We start from the raw sequence: 17,466 nt of genomic DNA on the forward strand, positions 1-17,466 counted from the left end.
CATGCGTTTCCCGGTTCGTCTCCTCCTTCTGGCTCCCGGTCCCCTGCGTTACCCCTTCGTAAAGGAAGGGCTTTCCTTTTACCGGGAAAGATTGCGTCCCTTCCTGGACTTTCGGGAGGTATTCCCCCGGGTCCGGGGGAAGGGGAGTCCGGAGGCTCGCCTCCGTGAGGAGGGAGAGGTTCTGAAAAGGCACCTTCCTCAGGGGGCCTATGTGGTGGCCCTCGACGAAAGGGGACGGGTGCTCGGAACGCGGGAATTTTCCGCCTGGCTCTCCCGGGTCTTTCTCGAAAAACGCGAGATAGCGGTGGTGTGCGGTGGACCGGAGGGGCTCTACCCGGAGATCCTGGAAAGAGCCGATTTCCGGCTGAGCCTTTCTCCCCTCACCCTCAACCACGAACTGGCCCTGCTGGTCTTTTGTGAAGCCCTCTACCGGGCCCTCACCCTCCTTTCCGGACACCCCTATCACCGGGAATAATCCGGTTTTCTTTGACAAGCCCCGGGGCCGAGGCTTAAAATGTAAACTAAACTGGTATAGGGGGGATTAGATGAGAAGAAGAATACTGATCGTTCCCCTGATAATCCTATTTCTTGCCGGCTGTGCGATCCAGGGCAGAGGGGCTAAGGTTAAGGCCCCGGTCTCCCCGGCCCCGCCGGCCAGACCGGTCCTTCAGTCCACGGATCTCCCGGATCTTGTTCTCCCCCGCGAGCTCAAGATCGTTCAAGAGAAGACCCTTCTCGTTCGTACCCCCTCCTATGTAGGGGGGCTCATCACCGCCCGGGGAAGAGTCACCCGGGATTCTCTGGTGACCTTTTTCCGCAAGCAGCTCTCCGCCCGGGGATGGAAGGAGATGGGCTACATAAAGTACAAGAATGTGCTTCTGGCCTTCAGGCGCCCCAACGGGAGCTGTTTCATCTACATCACCTCCTCGGGACTCGGGGGGCTTGAAGTCAGAATCTGGGCCAGCGAGAGTCTCCGGGAGACGGCTCCCTCCGCCGGAGGGGCCCCTCTTCCCTCCTATCCGTAGATGATCCTTTCCGGGCGCAGGATCCTTCTCGGAGTCTGCGGAGGGATAGCGGCCTACAAGGCCGCGGAACTGGTGCGCGTTCTGCGCCGCCGTGGCGCGGAGGTACAGGTAGTCCTCACCACCGGAGCCGAGGCCTTCGTTACCCCCCTTCTCTTTGAGGCCCTTTCCCGGAAAAGGTGCTTTACCCAGCGGGACTTCCTGAGCCCCCAGGGGGGATTCATTCCCCACACGGAGCTGGCGGCCTGGGCGGAGGTCATCGTGGTGGCTCCGGCCACGGCCTCCTTCTTGGCCAAACTGGCCCGGGGGGAACCGTCCGATCTCCTCACGGCCATCATCATGGCCTCTCGGGCACCGGTGCTTCTGGCTCCGGCCATGAACGCCAACATGTGGCGGCACCCGGCCACCCGGGAAAATGTGGAACGCCTGCGCGGCTTCGGGTACCGAATCCTTGAGCCCGAAAGCGGGGAGCTGGCCTGCGGGGCCGAGGGGCCGGGCCGGCTGGCCTCCCCAGAACGACTGCTCCTTTACGCGGAGTCCCTTCTCACCGAAAGGAAACTCTCCGGAAGGAGGGTGCTCGTCACCGGAGGGCCCACCCGGGAGCCGCTCGACGCGGTGCGCTTTCTCTCCAACCCTTCCTCCGGAAGGATGGCCGTGGCCCTGGCCCGGGCGGCCTGGCTTCTGGGAGCCGAGGTGCACCTGGTTCACGGGCCGCTTTCCGTCTCTCCGCCCCCCGAGGTCGGAACCTATCCGGTAAGGACGGCCGGAGAAATGCTCGAGGTGGCCGGAGGGCTTTTCCGGGAGAGCGATCTCGCCGTCTTTGCCGCCGCGGTCTGCGATGTGCGCCCGGAAACCCCCCTTACCGGAAAAACACCCAAGGAAAAACTTCCCCGAAACCTTCCCCTGGAACCCACTCCGGACATCGCCGCGGAACTGAATTCGCGCAAACGCCCCGGACAGGTCTCGCTGGGATTCGCCCTGGAGGAGCCGGAGAACCTCCTGGCCCGGGCCCGGGAGAAACTCGAACGCAAGAACTTCGACTTCGTCGCCGCCAATCCCCTCTCGGCCTTCGAGGAGGAGGAAACGGAGGTCTTTCTCCTGTCGCGGGAGTCTGAGGGGCCCCGGCACTTTCTAGGTCCCAAGGAGGAGGTGGCTCTGAGGATCCTCGAGGAGGTGGCCCGTGCCCTATGAGGCCCGTCTGGCCCGGGTTCGGCGGTGGCTCAGACGCCGCGGGGGCGGGGCCCTTCTGGTTTCCTCACCGGAAAATCGCCGGTATCTTTCGGGGTTCAGCCCCGGGGATGTGAGCCTCTGGGAGTCCTCGGGTTTCCTCCTCATTACCCTCCGGGAGGCCTTTGTCCTTACGGATCCCCGGTATGTAGAGGAGGCCCGGGAGAACCCCCTATTTGAGGCGATTATCTATCGCCGGGGGCTGGCCCGCACCCTGGCCCGTCTCCTCGGCAAACTCGGGATTCGCCGGCTCTTCTACGAGGAGGAGTACCTTTCCTGCGGACGACTCAAGGTCCTCAAAAAGGCTCTCCCCCGGGTGCGCCTTTCCGGGGTTTCCGGGGTGGTGGAGAGGTGGAGGGAGACCAAGGACCCGGAGGAGGTGGAACTCATCCGGGAGGCCGAGGCCCGGGCCCGGGAGATCCTCCGAATCCTTGAGAAAGAAATCCGCCCGGGACTTACGGAAAAGGAGATCGCCTGGCGCATCCTGGAACTCTGCCACCGCCTGGGAGAAGGGCCATCGTTTCCGCCCATCGTGGCCGGTGGTCCCAACGCGGCCCGCCCCCACGCCGAGCCCACGGAGCGTCCCCTCCGGGAGGGCGAGGCGGTAATCGTGGACCTGGGGGTGCGTTTCCGGGGCTACTGCTCCGACCTCACCCGGACCTTCTTTCTCGGTCCGGTTCCGGACAGACTCCGGGAGGCCCGGGCCCTGGTGAACGAGGCCCGGCGCCGGGCCCGTTCCCTTTATCGGGCGGGGCGTCCCGTCTGCGAGGCCGATCGGGTGGTGCGGAGGTTCTTCCGGGAAAAGGGCGTACTCTCCCATTACCTTCACTCCCTGGGACACGGCCTGGGGCTTGAGGTGCACGAGGCCCCCTCGGTCTCCTACCGGAGCCGGCGCAGGTTCCGCCCCGGGCAGGTGGTCACCTTGGAGCCGGGCCTTTACTTTCCGGAGCTGGGCGGGGTGCGCGAGGAGGAAATGATCTACATCACCGACTAGAGGCCGGCCTTAAGGGCCTCCACCACCTCCAGCGGAGGCCGCACCTCCACCCCCAGACAGGAAGCGATTTCCTCGAAGTTTTCCAGGATTCTTTCCGCGGCGGCGGCGATGGTGGCCGGAGAGAATCGCAGAAGCGGGGCCTCGGAGAGGAGCCCCGTGGCCCTGGTGGGAGCGCTCACCGAGGGAAGCCTGGAGGCCAGGGCCACCACCCCCACCGGCCCCTCCAGAAACCCGATCTCCGCTATCTCGGTAAGGGATCGGGTGTGAAGCCCCACGCAGCAGACCAGCACATCCGGAAGCTTCCAGTTGCGAAGCACCCAGGCCCCGGCCTGGGCGTGATCCCAGGAAAGGATCTCCCTTTCCACCTCGTGGAGGGGTCGGCCGCGATCCTCCTGCCAGGCCTCATAAACCCTTCGGTATCCCTCGTACCAGTCGGTAAGCAGCACCGGTAGGGCCACATCCGCAAGCAGCGCCCCGGCAAAGGCTTCCTCGGCGTCGAACTTCCTTTCCCGGGCCAGCTCCCGGGCAAAAAGGGCCCGAAAAAGAGAATCCGTCCAGAAGACCGCAAGGTCAAAGCCCTCTATTTTGGGATCCTTAAGGGTCCTTACCACTCCATAGGAGAGCACGAGAGTTTTTATTTGTTGTAACCCCAGAAGGGTGGTGGCCTCCCGGATGTTGGTGATGTTTCGGGAAAGACCGAAGAAGGCCGAATTGACCAGTTTGAGCACCTGGGTGGCCAGCGCCGGATCCTTTTCTATGAGAGGAGCTATGTCCGCCGGCGTGGTGTCGGCTTGAGCAATCCGGTCCAGGATGCGAAGCACCACCTGCGGCAGCGGCGGAGGGGAAAACTCCTTAAAGATTTTGGCAAAGTCTCCGGTAAGAAGGGTAGCGTACTGGGAGAACTTCTTTAGAAACCTGAGCACCGCCCTGGCACTCCTTTCCGATCTCTGCTACCCTATTCATAACAAAAAAGCGGGGACTTTGCAAAACCGGACCCGGGAATGTCGGAATTTCTGTGGCGCATAGCCCGTGTGGCCCGGTTGCGGTTCTTTTACCAGGCCGCAAGGGGCCGCACCTCCGTGGTTACGGCCCTCTATGTCCTGGTGGCGGGATTTATAAGCCTTTCCACCCTGGGCGTGGCCGCCTATGTGCTGGACTGGCCTCTGATTTTTCCGGTCCTGGGGCCCACGGCCTTTCTCATCTTCTACTCCCCGGCCCGCACCATGGCCTGGCCCCGAAACTGCATCCTGGGACACCTCACCGCCCTCCTGTGCGGGGTCCTCATACACCTGATTCTGGTTTATTTCTTTCCCGGCGCACTTTTCGGGGGCAAGCTCACCCTGGTCGAGGTAATAGGGGCCAGTGCCGCCATGGCCCTCTCCGCCCTGATCATGGTCTTTGCTCGCATACTCCATCCCCCTGCCGCCTCCACCGCCATGATGGCCGCCACCGGCTACTTCACCTCCGTGGATCGGGTTCTGGGGCTCGCCCTATCCCTGGTGGTCCTTTCCCTGGAAGGGGTGTTGCTTCACCGGATCGCCGGCGTGGAATACCCCTGGTGGAGGGAACCCAACGAGGAAGAGGATCTTCCCATCCGCACCAAACTGGGGGAACTGACCCCGCCCCCGGCGGAAGACCCCTACCGGCGGATGGCCCACCGCCTGGCCACCCGCCGGGATTGATTTTCTACTTCATCTCCTCGAAGTCGGCGTCAATGACCTCGTCCCCTCCGCCCTTTTTCTCCTCCCCGGAGGACCCGGTCTCCGCCGCACCGGAGGCCCCGCCGGCCTGAGATCCGGTTTGCTTGTAAACCATCTCCGCCAGGCGATAGGACACCCTGGTCAGCTCGTCCGTGGCCCGACGAATGGCCTCAGGATCGGTGCCCTCCATGGCCTTGCGGAGCTCGGCGATCTTCTCCTCCACCTGCTTGCGAAGATCCTCGGGCACCTTGTCCCCGAGGTCCTTAAGGGACTTTTCCGTGGAGTAGATGAGGCTGTCGGCCTGGTTGCGCGCCTCGGCCAGCTCCCTGCGCCGGCGGTCCTCCTCGGCATGGGCCTCGGCCTCCTTGATGATGCGCTGAATCTCCTCCTCGGAGAGCCCGGAGGAGGGCTTCACCACGATGGACTGCTCCTTACCGGTGCCCAGATCCTTGGCGGTCACATGGAGAATCCCGTCGGCGTCTATGTCAAAGGTGACCTCGATCTGAGGCACCCCCCGCGGAGCCGGCGGAATACCCACCAGCTCGAAACGGGCAATGCTCTTGTTGTCCGCGGCCATGGGGCGCTCGCCCTGCAATACATGGATGGTGACCGAGGTCTGGTTGTCCGCCGCGGTGGTAAAGATCTGGCTCTTGCGGGTGGGAATGGTGGTGCCCCGGGGGATGATCACCGTAAAGACCCCACCCAGGGTCTCGATCCCCAGGGAAAGCGGCGTCACATCCAGCAGCAGCACATCCTTCACCTCGCCCTTGAGCACCCCGGCCTGGATGGCCGCCCCCATGGCCACCACCTCGTCGGGGTTGACCCCCTTGACCGGTTCCTTGCCGAAGATCTCCTTGACCTTCTGCTGCACCCGGGGCATCCGGGTCATGCCCCCCACCAGGATCACCTCGTCGATGTCCTGCGGGGTCACCCCGGCATCCTTCATGGCGATCCGGCAGGGCTCCTCGAGTCGGTCAATGAGGTCCTCCACCAGGGCCTCGAGTTTGGCCCGGGTGAGCTTCATCACCAGGTGTTTCGGACCGGAGGCGTCCGCGGTGATGAAGGGGAGATTGATCTCGGTCTCGGTCACGGTGGAAAGCTCGATCTTGGCCTTCTCCGCGGCCTCCTTGAGCCGCTGGAGGGCCATGCGGTCCTGGCGCAGGTCGATCCCGTGTTCCTTTTTGAATTCCTCGGCAATGTAGTCCACGATGCGCATGTCGAAGTCCTCACCGCCGAGGAAGGTGTCCCCGGAGGTGGCCTTTACCTCGAAGACCCCCTCGCCGATCTCCAGGATGGAGATGTCGAAGGTTCCGCCTCCCAGGTCGAACACCGCCACCGTGCCCTCTTTCTTCTTGTCCAGCCCGTAGGCCAGGCAGGCCGCCGTGGGCTCGTTGATGATCCGGAGCACATTGAGGCCGGCGATACGGCCGGCATCCTTGGTGGCCTGGCGCTGGGTGTCGTCAAAGTAGGCCGGAACGGTGATGACCACATCCTTGACCGGCTGCCCCAGGTACTCCTCCAGGTCCTCCTTGATCTTGCGGAGAACCATGGCCGAGATCTCCGGCGGACTGTAGCGCTTGCCCCGCACCTCCACATGCGCGTCTCCGTTGGGCGCCTTAACGATCTTATAGGGCACCTTTTTCATCCACTCCTGCACCACGGGATCCTCGTACTTGCGCCCCATCAGGCGCTTGATGCCGAAGATGGTGTTCTCGGCGTTGGTGATGGCCTGCCGCTTGGCCAGCATCCCCACCAGGATCTCCCCGCTCTCCTGAAAGGCCACCACCGAGGGCGTGGTCCGGGTGCCTTCCCGGTTGGGGATTACCTCCGGCTCCCCACCCTTGAGGATGGCCACGCAGGAATTGGTGGTGCCGAGGTCGATTCCCACTATGGGTCCGGTCGCCTTTTCCTTATCCGCCATTTTCCTTTACCTCCTCCCCGGAATTATTCTCTTGTCTGGTCGCCGGGCGCTTGGCCACCGCCACCAGGGCCGGCCTGAGCACCCGGTCGTGAAGCCTGTATCCCTTCTGATAGACCCTCACCACCGTGCCCTCCGGATGTTCCTCGGTCTCCTCCACATGGAGGGCCTCGTGGTGGTGAGGATTGAAGGCCTCACCCAGAGCCACCTCGAACTGGGTGAGCCCGAACTTCTCCATGGCGGAGATGAGACCCTTGAGCGTCAGCGCCACCCCCTCCACCAGACTCCTGGCCTCGCCGGACTTCTCCGCCGCCTCAAGCGCCCGCTCCAGGTTGTCCACCGAGGGCAAAAGCTCCCGAAACACATTTTCCAGGGCGTACCGGTAAAACTCCTCCTTCTCCCGCTTGAAGGTCTTCTTCAGATTCTCCACCTCCGCCGCGTAGCGCAGGGCCCGCTCCTTCCAGGTCTTCACCTCCTCCTGAAGCCGCTCCCACTCCTCCCGCGGGACCTCGATCTTTTCCTCGCGTACGCCTTCTTCCGGAGTTTTTTCCGCGGTTTCCGTCTTTTCGGGCTTTTCTTCCACCGGTATCATGACTTCTCCTCACCTGAAACGAACTTTTTGTTTCGGCTAGGGGAAAGTTAAGTTCAGGAGGAGAGCTTGTCCAGTCTCCGGGAGAGTTCCCGGGCGGCGAAGTCCACGAGAGGAATGAGGCGGGCGTAGGCCATCCGCACGGGGCCCACTATGGCCACCCCTCCCACCGGCACCTCGCGATAGGTGTAGGAGGCCACGATGGCCCCGCACTTCCTGAAGGGACAGCGCGGACCGGGTTCTCCGATGAGAACCTGGGGGGTACGGGCCTCGAGACAGCGGTCAATGAGTTGAAGGAGTAGCCTCTTTTCCTCAAAGGCGTGAAGGATCTCCCGCAGACGATCAAGGTCCTGGAATTCCGGAAGGTCCAGCAGCCTCCCCAGACCCTCTACCACCGGTTCCTCGGAACTTTCCGAAAGCATCCGGAAGAGTTCCTCGAGCACGCCTTTCTCGTATTCCAGCTCCGAGGAAAGGACCTCCCGGAGCTCCCGAAGGGTAAGCCCGGGAAGTCTCTGATTGAGAAGTCCGGCCAGGGCCTCCAGTCTGCGCACCGGAAAGTCCCCCGGGACCCTGAAGACCCGGTGAATGACCATGCCCGAGGCGCTCACCGCCACCGCGAGCACCACCCCCTCGGAAAGGGGCACGAAGTCGATCTTCACCAGTTTCTCAAACTCGAGTTTGGGCGTGGTGACGATCACCGGAAACCCGGAGAGGTCCGAGAGGATGTTGCTCACGGTGCGCAGGAGCATTTCCCAGCTCTCGGTCTCCGCTTCCCGGGAGAGACGACTTTCAATGAGGAGGGCGGTCTCCTCGGGGAGGGGTTCCGGTTCGAGGAGGTGTTCCACATAGTAGCGGAAACCCTCCTCGGTGGGGATGCGTCCGGCCGAGGTGTGGGGCTGGGTGAGGAGCCCGAGATCCTCGAGATCGGCCATGACATTGCGAATGGTGGCCGGGGAAAGCGGGGGACGAAAGCGTTTAGCCACGGTGCGGGAACCCACCGGGGCCGCGGTCTCTATGTACTCCTCCGTTACCAGGGAGAGGACCTTCTCGTGGCGCTCGGAAAGACCGTAGGCCGCCTTCATCGCTTCCACTATGGCGCAGAGGTTCTGCCCGGTCAAGGTCTGGCGACAGCCGTCATCCTTTTTATAATTTTAAAACGAATTGTAAGGGATTGGACCCCGGGCCCTCCCGCGGGGGAAGGTCCGGGGATATCCTTACAGAAGGAGGTGATCGGAAACATGAGTACCAATACGCTTAAGACCTTCGTATTGCTGGCCGCGCTCACCGCCCTTTTCGTGGTGGTGGGTGATCTGATAGGGGGCCGTTCCGGGGCCACGGTGGCTCTCTTCATGGCCTTCTTCATGAACTTCTTCGCCTACTGGTTCTCGGACAAGGTGGCACTGGCCATGAGCGGGGCCCGACCCGTGGCCGAACACGAGGACCCGGAACTTCACGCCCTGGTGGCGGATCTGGCCCGACGGGCGGGTCTCCCCAAGCCCAGGGTCTACATGATCCCTACCGAAACCCCCAACGCCTTCGCCACCGGGCGCAACCCCTCGAACGCCGCCGTGGCGGTCACCGCGGGAATAAGAAGGCTCCTTTCCCGGGACGAACTGGAGGGGGTTCTGGCCCACGAGCTCGCCCACATCCGCAACCGGGACATCCTCATCTCCTCCATCGCCGCGGTGATAGCCGGAGCCATTTCCTACCTGGCCTACATGGGACAGTGGGCCCTCTTCTGGGGCGGGCTGGGGGGTGACGACGAGGATCGGGGGAATCCGCTGGCGCTGATCGGGGCGCTGCTGGCCATTATTCTGGCCCCTCTGGCCGCCACGCTGATCCAGCTCGCCATAAGTCGCAGCCGGGAGTACCTGGCCGACGCCACCGGCGCCCGGATCTGTCGCTGTCCCCTCTCCCTGGCCCGGGCCCTGGAGAAGCTCGAGGCCTGGAATCGGCAACTTCCCATGCAGGTCAATCCGGCCCAGGCCCAGATGTTCATCGTAAATCCCCTCTCCGGAGACACCCTGGTGCGGCTCTTCTCCACCCACCCGCCCATTGAAGATCGGGTAGCCCGACTCAAAGAAATGGCCCTGAGGAGTGAATACTATTGAAAAAACATCTGATTCTGGGCCTTCTGGCCCTCATTCTTTCGGCCTGTGCGGTACAGACCGGACCCCCGGTAGCCCGGGAGGAGCTCTCCCGGGCCCGGGAGGAGATTTGGCTGGTAAAGCTCAGGGAATACCTGCGCTGTGAAAGACGGGTGGGGACCGTCCTGGTGCGTCTCCTCCCCGTAACCGAACACCGGGCCCCCCATCCGTGGTTTCTGGTCAAGGTCATCGACCTGGGACACTCTCCTCCGGAGCTCGATCGCGCCCTTTCCCGAATTTACCGGGAAAACCTTCCGGAACGGGGCTACCTGGTGACCTTCGTGCATCCGGAAATAGCCCGCCAGGGACTGAGCCCCGGAATGATCATCCGGCGCCTGGAAACGCGCCGTCTGACCCTCGGCCGTCCGGTAAACCTCGTCCTCTCCGACGGACAGAACCTGGCCCTGGTGCCCCCGGTGGTCAACACCGACCCGGTGGACTTCCGCATCGTGGACGCCACCGAACCCAACGCCTGGGTGACCCCGGAGAACCGCATGTATGTGACCACGGCGCTCTGTCGGGTGCTTCCGGACGACGCGGAACTGGCCGCGGTGGTGGGACACGAACTGGCCCACCTCAAACGCGGACACCTCCGTAAAAAAATGATCCTTCTCAGCCTTCGCAATCTCCTGGGAATCGGAGTCCAGGCCCTGGGAGGTCCAACGGCCAGTGACATATACCGTCTGGGGGCGAACTTCGCCCTTCTCAAGTTTTCCCGGGATCAGGAACGGGAGGCCGACTTTTACGGCCTTTGGTATGTCTACAGGGCCGGTTACGACCTGGATCGGGCCGCACGGGTCTGGGTGCACCTGGCCGCGGTGCTCCCCCAGGGGCCTCCCTCCATTCTCTCCGATCACCCCTCCACCGCCGAGCGCCTGGCCCGGATCCGGAAGATCGTGGCGGCCATAAAGTCCGGAAAAACCTTCGAGGAACTCAAGGACCGTTGAGGTGACCTCTCCCTTTGCCTTCCTCACCAGGGTTCTGCGCTTCCTGAAACCTTACTGGTCCTATGTGGCCCTGGCTCTCCTTTTCTCCCTGCTGGCCTCCCTCACCTCCGGCGGGATCGCCTGGCTGGTCAAACCGGTGATGGACGAGGTCTTCATCGCCAAAAACTACCTCTACCTCAGGCTTTTACCCCTGGGGGTGATCGCGTTCTTCGGGGTTCGGGGAGTGGCCTCCCTGCTTCAGGCCTACTTCATGCGAGCGGCTTCCCTGCGCATGGTAAACGATCTGCGCGTGGAACTTTACCGGAAACTCATCCACCTGCCCCTGGCCCACTTCGAGCGGGACGGTTCCGGACGCAACCTCTCCCGCGTCCTCAACGACACCCTGGTCATAGAACCCATCCTGAGCAATGTTTTTCAGGTCTTCCTTCTCGAAGGGTTCAACGCCCTGGTGCTCCTTGCGGTGGCCTTTTCCCGGAGTCTTAAGCTCACCTTGGTTTCGCTTCTGGTGCTCCCGGCCATTGCTTACGGGGGGCAGTATCTTTCCCGGAAGGTGCGACGCCACCGCCGACGGGCCCAGCGGACCATAGGCGAACTCACCCATCGTCTCACCGAAACCTTTACCGGGCTCCGGGAGGTCAAGGTTTACGGACGGGAGTCCGGAGTCCTCAAGCTCTTTCGTCGGGAGATCGACCGCTACGCCGGTTTTCTTCTGAAGATCACCAAGTACCGGGAGGGTTCCAAGAGCCTGGTGGATGTGATGACCGGGGTCGGCGGGGCGATGATCATCGCCCTGGGGGGGTATCTCATCGTGAGGGGCGAGCTCAGCCCGGGGGCCTTTTTCTCGGTCCTTACCGCCATACTCATGCTTTTCACCCCCATTCGGAAGATGGCCCGGGCCTACACCGGTCTTTCCGATGCCCAGGCGGCCTGGGAGCGGCTGGAGGAGGTCCTGCGACTTCCCGAGGAAAGAGGCGGAACGCACCGGGCCCGACCTCTCCGGGAGGGAATCCGGTTCGAGGGGGTCTCCTTTCGTTATCCCGGGGCCGCGGAGTGGGCCCTTAAGGACCTCGATCTGGAAATACCCGTGGGGCGGGTCACGGCCCTGGTGGGTCCCAGCGGGGCCGGAAAGTCAACGCTGGCCGCCCTCATCCCCCGGTTTTACGATCCCACCGAGGGCCGCATACTGTGGGACGGGATGGATCTGCGGGAGTTCGACCTGGAGTCCCTGCGCGGTCACATAGGACTGGTATCCCAGGAGATCGTGATCTTCAACGCCACGGTGGCGGAGAACATCGCCTTCGGCGACCCGGGGGCCTCCCGCACGGCCATAGAAGAAGCCGCCCGTCTGGCCAACGCCCACGAATTCATCGAAAAACTCCCGCAGGGCTACGACACCCTTCTCGGGGAGGGCGGGGTATCCCTTTCCGGGGGGCAGAAACAGCGCCTGGCCATCGCCCGGGCCATCCTGAGAAATCCCTCCCTCCTGATCCTGGACGAGGCCACCAGCCAGCTCGATCCCCTTTCCGAGCGACTGGTTCAGGAAGCCCTTTCCCGTCTCATGCGGGGGCGCACCACCCTGGTGATCGCCCACCGGATCTCCACCATTACCGGGGCGGACAAGATCGTGGTGCTGGAGCGGGGAAGGAAGGTGGCCGAGGGACGCCATCAGGAGCTCCTCGCCACCTCCCCCCTTTACCGGAAATTGTACCGACTCTTTCAGGGATAACTTCCGCTACCACCACCTTAGATCGAAACGATCCAGGTTCATGACCTTGGTCCAGGCGGACACGAAGTCGTGCACGAACTTCTCCGCCGCGTCGTCGGCGGCGTAGACCTCCGCTATGGCCCGCAGTTGAGGGTGGTACCCGAAGACCAGATCCGCCCGGGTGGCCTCCCACTTCTTCTCTCCCGAGCGTCGATCTCGCCCCTCAAAGAGCGTGGCCTCCTCGTTAACCGGTAGCCATTCCGTGTTCGGATCGAGCAGGTTCACGAAAAATTCGTTGGTGAGGGTCCCGGGGCTCTTCGTGAAAACACCGTAGGGGGTCTCTCCCCAGTTGGCGTTAAGGACCCTGAGTCCGCCCACCAGAACGGTCATTTCCCGCGCGGAAAGGGCCAGCTGGGCCGCCTTTTCCACCAGCCATTCCTCGGTGGCCAGATCCGTGGGGTCGCGATCCAGAGCGTGATAGTTGCGGAACCCGTCGGCCACCGGTTCGATGAGGGTGTAGAACTGGACATCTATCTGGTCTTCCCGGGCGTCGGTGCGACCGGGATAAAAAGGTACCTCCACCTCGAATCCCGCGCGGCGGGCCGCCTCCTCCACCGCGGCCGAGCCTCCGAGAACGATAAGATCCGCGAGGGAGATTCGTTTCCCGTCCCTGCGGCCGGTGTTGAAGTCCCGCTGGATCTCCTCCAGCACCCCGAGCACCCGATCCAGCCTCTCGGGCATGTTGACCTCCCACTTCCGCTGAGGGGCGAATCTTATTCGGGCCCCGTTGGCTCCGCCCCGATAGTCGAAGACCCGAAAGGTGGAGGCCGAGGCCCAGGCCACATAAACCAGATCCGTCAGGGAAAGTCCCGAGCCCAGGAGTCGTTCCTTCAGCACCTCGAGGTCCTCCCTTTCCACGAGATCGTGATCCACCGGGGGCACGGGATCCTGCCACACAAATTCCTCCTCCGGGACCTCTGGCCCCAGGTACCGCGTGCGCGGACCCATGTCCCGGTGGGTGAGCTTGAACCAGGCCCGGGCGAAGGCCTCCTGAAATTCCTCGGGATTTTCGAGAAAACGGCGGGCGATGCGAGCGTAGTCCGGATCGAACTTGAGGGCCAGATCCGTGGTGAGCATCCCGGGGCGATGTTTCCTTTCGGGATCGTAGGCGTCGGGCACGGTCTCCGGGGCGTCCTTGGCCACCCACTGATGGGCCCCGGCCGGACTGCGGGTGAGCTCGTATTCGTAGGTGAAGAGGTTTTTCAGAAAAAGCATGGTGAACTTTACCGGTTGCTGGGTCCAGGTCAGCTCGAGACCGCTGGTGAAGGTGTCCGGGCCTTTACCCTCTCCGCAGGAGTTCTTCCAGCCCAGCCCCTGTTCCTCCAGGGAAGCCCCGCTGGGCGAAGGCCCCAGACAATCCGGTCGGCCCTTTCCGTGACACTTGCCCACCGTGTGTCCCCCGGCGATGAGGGCCACGGTTTCCTCGTCGTTCATACCCATGAGACCGAAGACCATGCGGATCTCTCTGGCCGCGGCCAGGGGGTCGGGGTTCCCTCCCGGTCCCTCGGGATTTACATAGATGAGCCCCATCTGGGAGGCAGCCAGGAACCCCTGAATTCCTCCGGTGTCGGTGCGTCTTCGGTCCTCGAGCCAGACCTCCTCCGGTCCCCAGTCGGTGTAGTCGTCCGGCTCGTAGGCGTCCACGCGCCCCCCACCGAATCCCAGCAGCTTGAATCCCATGGACTCCAGGGCCACATTGCCCGCCAGGATCAGAAGGTCGGCCCAGGAGAGCCGTCGTCCGTACTTCCTCTTTACGGGCCACAGAAGGCGAATGGCCTTGTCCAGGTTCACATTGTCAGGCCAGTCTATCCGCGGGGGAAGCCTCAGAAGCCCCCGATTGGCCCCTCCCCTTCCGTCTCGAAGACGATAGGATCCCGCGCTGTGCCAGGCCAGCCTCACGAAAAGCGGGCCGTAGTGCCCGAAGTCCGCCGGCCACCATTCCTGAGAACGGATCATGAGCTCCCGGAGATCCCTCTTAACCGCCTCGTAATCCAGCTTCTCAAACTCGGCCCGATAGTCGAATTCCGGCCCGTAAGGATTCTCCTCCGGAGGAAAAGCCCGCAATACCCGCAGATCCACCTGCTGCGGGAACATCTCCTTGAAGTACCGAACCCTCTTCCTGGGCCTTCTTACCTCGATCTCCTTCTTCCCCATGTGCTTCTCCTTTAAGTTAGATTAATTTTAATTTAAAAAAAATTCTGCCTCATGACACGACCGCTGTCAAGCTTGAAATATGCTGCGACGAAAAATTGTTCAAATTAAAGGAAGGTTATGCAAATTTAGGGGCGGAAATCTTCTCTTATCAGGCTGTGATAGCGCCATATACTCATGAGGAAGAGGGCCGCGGTCTCCGCCCTCAGGATGTAGGGGCCCAGGGTGAGGGGCAGGAAGTCGAAAGTCTCGAGCAGGGCGGCCTCCTCCGGCGAGAAGCCTCCCTCCGGCCCCACGGCCAGGGCCAGGTCTCCCGGGGGAGGCTCAAAGGCCCGGTGGAGAGGGGCTCCCCCCTTCTCGTAGGCGAAGAAGCGTCCCGAGGCCCCGGTCTTCGGAAGGAGTTCCTCCAGCGGAGCCGGGGCTTCCAGGAGGGGGAGCCAGAGCCTTCCGCACTGCTTCAGGGCCTGGATGGAGCGACGATAAAGTCTTTCCAGGGTGCGGGGAGAGGGTCGGGCCACGGCACGACGGCTTACGAAGGGGAATATCCTGGACACCCCCAGTTCGGTGGCCTTCTCCACCAGGAACTCCGTACGTCCCCCCTTTAGAAGAGGGACGAACATCTCCAGTCGCGGCGAGGGCGCGGGTTCCTCTCTGAGAAGCCCCATGGTAAGGACACGCACTCCGGTCCGGCTGACCTCCACCACCTCGGCCTCGAATTCGCGTCCCCGCCCGTCGATCAGCCGTACCCTTTCCCCCCGGCGAATGCGCAGCACATCCCGCAGGTGATGGGCCTCCTCGGGGGCGAGCTCGAGAAGGTCTCCGGGGCGGGCCTCCGGGGCGAAGAACCGGGGCAAGCTCATACCCGCACATTTACTTTTTCCACGAAGGCCTTTAACCCCGGAAACCCCCGGGCCTCGGCCACGGCCCGAAAGACCCCTTCGGAATCCCGGACCCTCACCCCCGAGAGAAGACTCACCGGAAGATCCCGGAAGACCTCCGGGGCAAGCGGCGTGCTCGGCCCGAGGAGAACCACCTCCCGGGCTCTTTCGATTCGGGAAAGGATGTCCTCAAGAGTGCGGTTGATGAGGGTTACCGAGGTGACGAAGACCAGACTGGCCCGGGGCAAAAACTCCGGCATCTCCGCCTCGGAAAGAAGCCCCGGCCCCAGACGCTCTCCCTTCTCAAAGACCCAGAGGTTTTTCACCCTGCCCGAAAGTTTCCGGTAGAGGGGCTCGAAGTAGCCCACTATGGCCACCTCGTCCTCCGGCTGGGGCCGTACCAGATCCAGTACATCCCCCGGCACCACGGGCAGTTCCCGATGATTGAGAAGGGCGTTGGCCACGGCGAGGGCCACGGTCCTTTCCAGGGGATGGGGCGAAAGAAGCCCCCTCAGGACCAGGTCCGCGGGACGGCCGTGAAGGACCACCTCCCGGGGAAGATACTCGCAGCAGCCCGCCTCAAACAGGGTGTAAGCCAGCCCCGCAAGCCCACCCGTGAGTTCCACCGCCGTGTAGCCCAGACCGACGAACACCCGTTCCAGGAGCCTGCCCCGGGCCGAAGGCAACGCCATCTCCATCAATCGGGCGTAGAGGTTCATGAGCCGAAGACCGCGGTGATCAGCTTCTCGGCCAGTTCCTCGAAGGCCCTTCCGGCTTCGCTTTCGGGACTTAGCACCACCGGCTCCCCCCGCCGATTTATCTCCGGCTCCAGGGGGATGCGGGAAAGAAGCGGCACCGAGAGCTCCCGGGAAAGCCTTTCCCCACCTCCCTCACCGAAGACCGGGATGGTCTGCCCCTCCACCCGCAGGTAGGCCATGTTTTCCACCAGTCCCAGAATGGGCACTCCCAGGTCCTCGAACATCTTGGCACAGCGGCGCACATCGGCCACCGAAAGCTCCTGCGGAGTGGTTACCAGGATGACCCCTCTGGGCTGATAGGTGTGACAGACCGAAAGGGGGGCGTCGCCGGTGCCGGGGGGAAGGTCCACCAGGAGGAAGTCAAGCGGCCCCCACTCCACCACCTCGGCCATCTCCCGCAGGGCTTTTCCCACCAGCGGCCCGCGCCAGATGAAGGGCTGGCCCGGCGGGGCCAGAAAGGCGAAACTCATCACCTTGACCCCGTGACGCACCGGGGGCTGGATCTTCCCCGCCACCACCTCCGGTCGCTCCTCCTCGAGAAATCCCATGAGAAGGGGGATGTTGGGGCCGTAGAGATCCGCGTCCATGATCCCGGACTTGAAGCCCCTCCGGGTGAGCGCCACCGCCAGGTTCACCGTGACCGTGCTCTTGCCCACCCCGCCCTTGCCGCTGGCCACCGCCAGCACGAATCGCACATCCCGGATCCCCAGGTGTTCCTTTTTGGGCCTGGTCCCGAAAATTCTGGCCCTCTCCTCGGGGGTCATTACGGAAAGCTCCACCTCCACCCCGGAGACCCCCTCCACCGCGTCCACCGCCCGTTTCACCTCCTCGGCGATCTGCCGCTTCAGCGGACACCCTCCGGTGGTAAGGGCCACCACCATCCTGACCCTGCCCTCCGGGGAGACCTCCACCTCCCGGATCATCCCCAGAGAGACCAGATCCCGGTTGAGCTCCGGGTCCTTTACCCGTTTGAGGGCCTCGAGCACCTTATCCCTGAGTTCCGACATAATCGGGCCTCCCTTTTAGCCACCTGATCTTCCAACGCAAGCGGCCTTTCATCCTCCGCCACTCCTCCAGGGAATATACCACGAGATCCACCGGCACCGGCAGATCCTCCGCCGGAAAGTCCCTCCGTCTCTCCGGGAAGGGACGCCCGGTCTCCCGTACCAGCACCACCACATCTAGGTCACTTCCCACACCCCATCGTCCCTCGGCCAGGGATCCGAAGTACTACCTCCGGTCGGCGGAGAAGAAGTTCCCCGGCCCGGATCCGCAGGGCCTCAAGGACCTCTTCCGGCTGTGGCCAGCGCATCACGGACGAACGCAAGGATCTCACCGGCATATCTTACGGCCTCCTCGGCCTGAAGCCG

General features: G+C 63.2%; 18 protein-coding genes. 8 read left to right on the plus strand and 10 right to left on the minus strand.

The annotated features are described in order from the left end of the window. Nucleotide 1: 1 nt before the first annotated feature. The 4 genes from K3767_RS01515 (at nucleotide 2) to K3767_RS01530 (ending at nucleotide 3,243) form a co-directional block, all read left to right on the plus strand. Nucleotides 2–475, plus strand: coding sequence for a 23S rRNA (pseudouridine(1915)-N(3))-methyltransferase RlmH (locus K3767_RS01515; RefSeq protein ID WP_221171803.1), 474 nt, complete (start codon nucleotides 2–4; stop codon nucleotides 473–475). A 70-nt stretch (nucleotides 476–545) separates the two neighbouring features. Then, a complete protein-coding gene (locus K3767_RS01520; RefSeq protein ID WP_221171804.1) occupies nucleotides 546–1,025 on the plus strand; it encodes a hypothetical protein in 480 nt (159 codons plus the stop codon). After that, a complete protein-coding gene (gene coaBC / locus K3767_RS01525; RefSeq protein WP_221171805.1) occupies nucleotides 1,026–2,213 on the plus strand; it encodes a bifunctional phosphopantothenoylcysteine decarboxylase/phosphopantothenate--cysteine ligase CoaBC in 1,188 nt (395 codons plus the stop codon). Then, a complete protein-coding gene (locus tag K3767_RS01530; RefSeq protein ID WP_221171806.1) occupies nucleotides 2,203–3,243 on the plus strand; it encodes a Xaa-Pro peptidase family protein in 1,041 nt (346 codons plus the stop codon). The genes coaBC and K3767_RS01530 overlap by 11 nt, the downstream gene beginning before the upstream one ends. Here K3767_RS01530 and K3767_RS01535 read toward each other — a convergent pair. Further along, nucleotides 3,240–4,166, minus strand: a complete 927-nt coding sequence (locus K3767_RS01535; RefSeq protein WP_221171807.1) for an HDOD domain-containing protein — start codon at nucleotides 4,164–4,166, stop codon at nucleotides 3,240–3,242. The two genes, K3767_RS01530 and K3767_RS01535, sit on opposite strands and share 4 nt — an antisense overlap. A gap of 78 nt (nucleotides 4,167–4,244) precedes the next feature. Here K3767_RS01535 and K3767_RS01540 point away from each other — a divergent pair, with 78 nt between their 5' ends. Continuing rightward, nucleotides 4,245–4,925, plus strand: a complete 681-nt coding sequence (locus K3767_RS01540) for an HPP family protein (protein WP_221171808.1) — start codon at nucleotides 4,245–4,247, stop codon at nucleotides 4,923–4,925. A gap of 4 nt (nucleotides 4,926–4,929) precedes the next feature. Here K3767_RS01540 and dnaK read toward each other — a convergent pair whose 3' ends face one another. From dnaK to hrcA, 3 genes are read right to left on the minus strand one after another with little or no spacing between them, the layout of a single operon-like run. Next, nucleotides 4,930–6,864, minus strand: a complete 1,935-nt coding sequence (gene dnaK / locus K3767_RS01545) for a molecular chaperone DnaK (RefSeq protein WP_221171809.1) — start codon at nucleotides 6,862–6,864, stop codon at nucleotides 4,930–4,932. Beyond that, nucleotides 6,854–7,453 (minus strand): nucleotide exchange factor GrpE, encoded by a 600-nt coding sequence (gene grpE / locus K3767_RS01550; protein WP_221171810.1) that lies wholly within the window; start codon nucleotides 7,451–7,453, stop codon nucleotides 6,854–6,856. Before grpE ends, dnaK begins: the two co-directional genes overlap by 11 nt. A gap of 53 nt (nucleotides 7,454–7,506) precedes the next feature. Further along, a complete protein-coding gene (gene hrcA / locus K3767_RS01555) occupies nucleotides 7,507–8,532 on the minus strand; it encodes a heat-inducible transcriptional repressor HrcA (RefSeq protein WP_221171811.1) in 1,026 nt (341 codons plus the stop codon). A gap of 156 nt (nucleotides 8,533–8,688) precedes the next feature. Between hrcA and htpX the strand changes: the two genes are divergently transcribed. From htpX to K3767_RS01570, 3 genes are read left to right on the plus strand one after another with little or no spacing between them, the layout of a single operon-like run. After that, nucleotides 8,689–9,561, plus strand: coding sequence for a zinc metalloprotease HtpX (htpX, locus tag K3767_RS01560; protein WP_221171812.1), 873 nt, complete (start codon nucleotides 8,689–8,691; stop codon nucleotides 9,559–9,561). Continuing rightward, nucleotides 9,558–10,544 (plus strand): M48 family metalloprotease, encoded by a 987-nt coding sequence (locus tag K3767_RS01565; RefSeq protein ID WP_221171813.1) that lies wholly within the window; start codon nucleotides 9,558–9,560, stop codon nucleotides 10,542–10,544. The genes htpX and K3767_RS01565 overlap by 4 nt, the downstream gene beginning before the upstream one ends. 1 nt (nucleotide 10,545) lies before the next feature. Further along, nucleotides 10,546–12,270 carry an ABC transporter ATP-binding protein gene (locus K3767_RS01570; protein ID WP_221171814.1) on the plus strand — a complete coding sequence of 575 codons (1,725 nt, stop codon included), beginning with the start codon at nucleotides 10,546–10,548 and terminating at the stop codon, nucleotides 12,268–12,270. A gap of 6 nt (nucleotides 12,271–12,276) precedes the next feature. On the opposite strand, the gene katG is transcribed toward K3767_RS01570, so the two are convergent. The 6 genes from katG to K3767_RS01600 all read right to left on the minus strand — a co-directional run bounded on the left by katG (nucleotide 12,277) and on the right by K3767_RS01600 (nucleotide 17,438). Beyond that, entirely contained in the window at nucleotides 12,277–14,463 is a 2,187-nt protein-coding gene (gene katG / locus K3767_RS01575; RefSeq protein ID WP_221171815.1) for a catalase/peroxidase HPI, read from the minus strand. A 125-nt stretch (nucleotides 14,464–14,588) separates the two neighbouring features. Beyond that, the gene (locus K3767_RS01580) at nucleotides 14,589–15,320 is read right to left on the minus strand and encodes a 16S rRNA (uracil(1498)-N(3))-methyltransferase (protein WP_221171816.1); all 732 of its coding nucleotides are present in this window, start codon (nucleotides 15,318–15,320) and stop codon (nucleotides 14,589–14,591) included. Continuing rightward, nucleotides 15,317–16,057 carry a DUF364 domain-containing protein gene (locus K3767_RS01585; RefSeq protein ID WP_221171817.1) on the minus strand — a complete coding sequence of 247 codons (741 nt, stop codon included), beginning with the start codon at nucleotides 16,055–16,057 and terminating at the stop codon, nucleotides 15,317–15,319. The genes K3767_RS01580 and K3767_RS01585 overlap by 4 nt, the downstream gene beginning before the upstream one ends. Then, the gene (locus tag K3767_RS01590; RefSeq protein ID WP_221171818.1) at nucleotides 16,054–17,103 is read right to left on the minus strand and encodes an Mrp/NBP35 family ATP-binding protein; all 1,050 of its coding nucleotides are present in this window, start codon (nucleotides 17,101–17,103) and stop codon (nucleotides 16,054–16,056) included. The genes K3767_RS01585 and K3767_RS01590 overlap by 4 nt, the downstream gene beginning before the upstream one ends. Further along, a complete protein-coding gene (locus tag K3767_RS01595) occupies nucleotides 17,084–17,293 on the minus strand; it encodes a nucleotidyltransferase domain-containing protein (RefSeq protein ID WP_221171819.1) in 210 nt (69 codons plus the stop codon). Before K3767_RS01595 ends, K3767_RS01590 begins: the two co-directional genes overlap by 20 nt. Beyond that, on the minus strand, nucleotides 17,283–17,438 hold the full coding sequence (locus tag K3767_RS01600) for a hypothetical protein (protein ID WP_221171820.1): 156 nt from the start codon (nucleotides 17,436–17,438) through the stop codon (nucleotides 17,283–17,285). The genes K3767_RS01595 and K3767_RS01600 overlap by 11 nt, the downstream gene beginning before the upstream one ends. Nucleotides 17,439–17,466 lie beyond the last annotated feature (28 nt).

The sequence above is a fragment of the Thermosulfurimonas sp. F29 genome, assembly GCF_019688735.1.
Taxonomy (GTDB): domain Bacteria; phylum Desulfobacterota; class Thermodesulfobacteria; order Thermodesulfobacteriales; family Thermodesulfobacteriaceae; genus Thermosulfurimonas_A.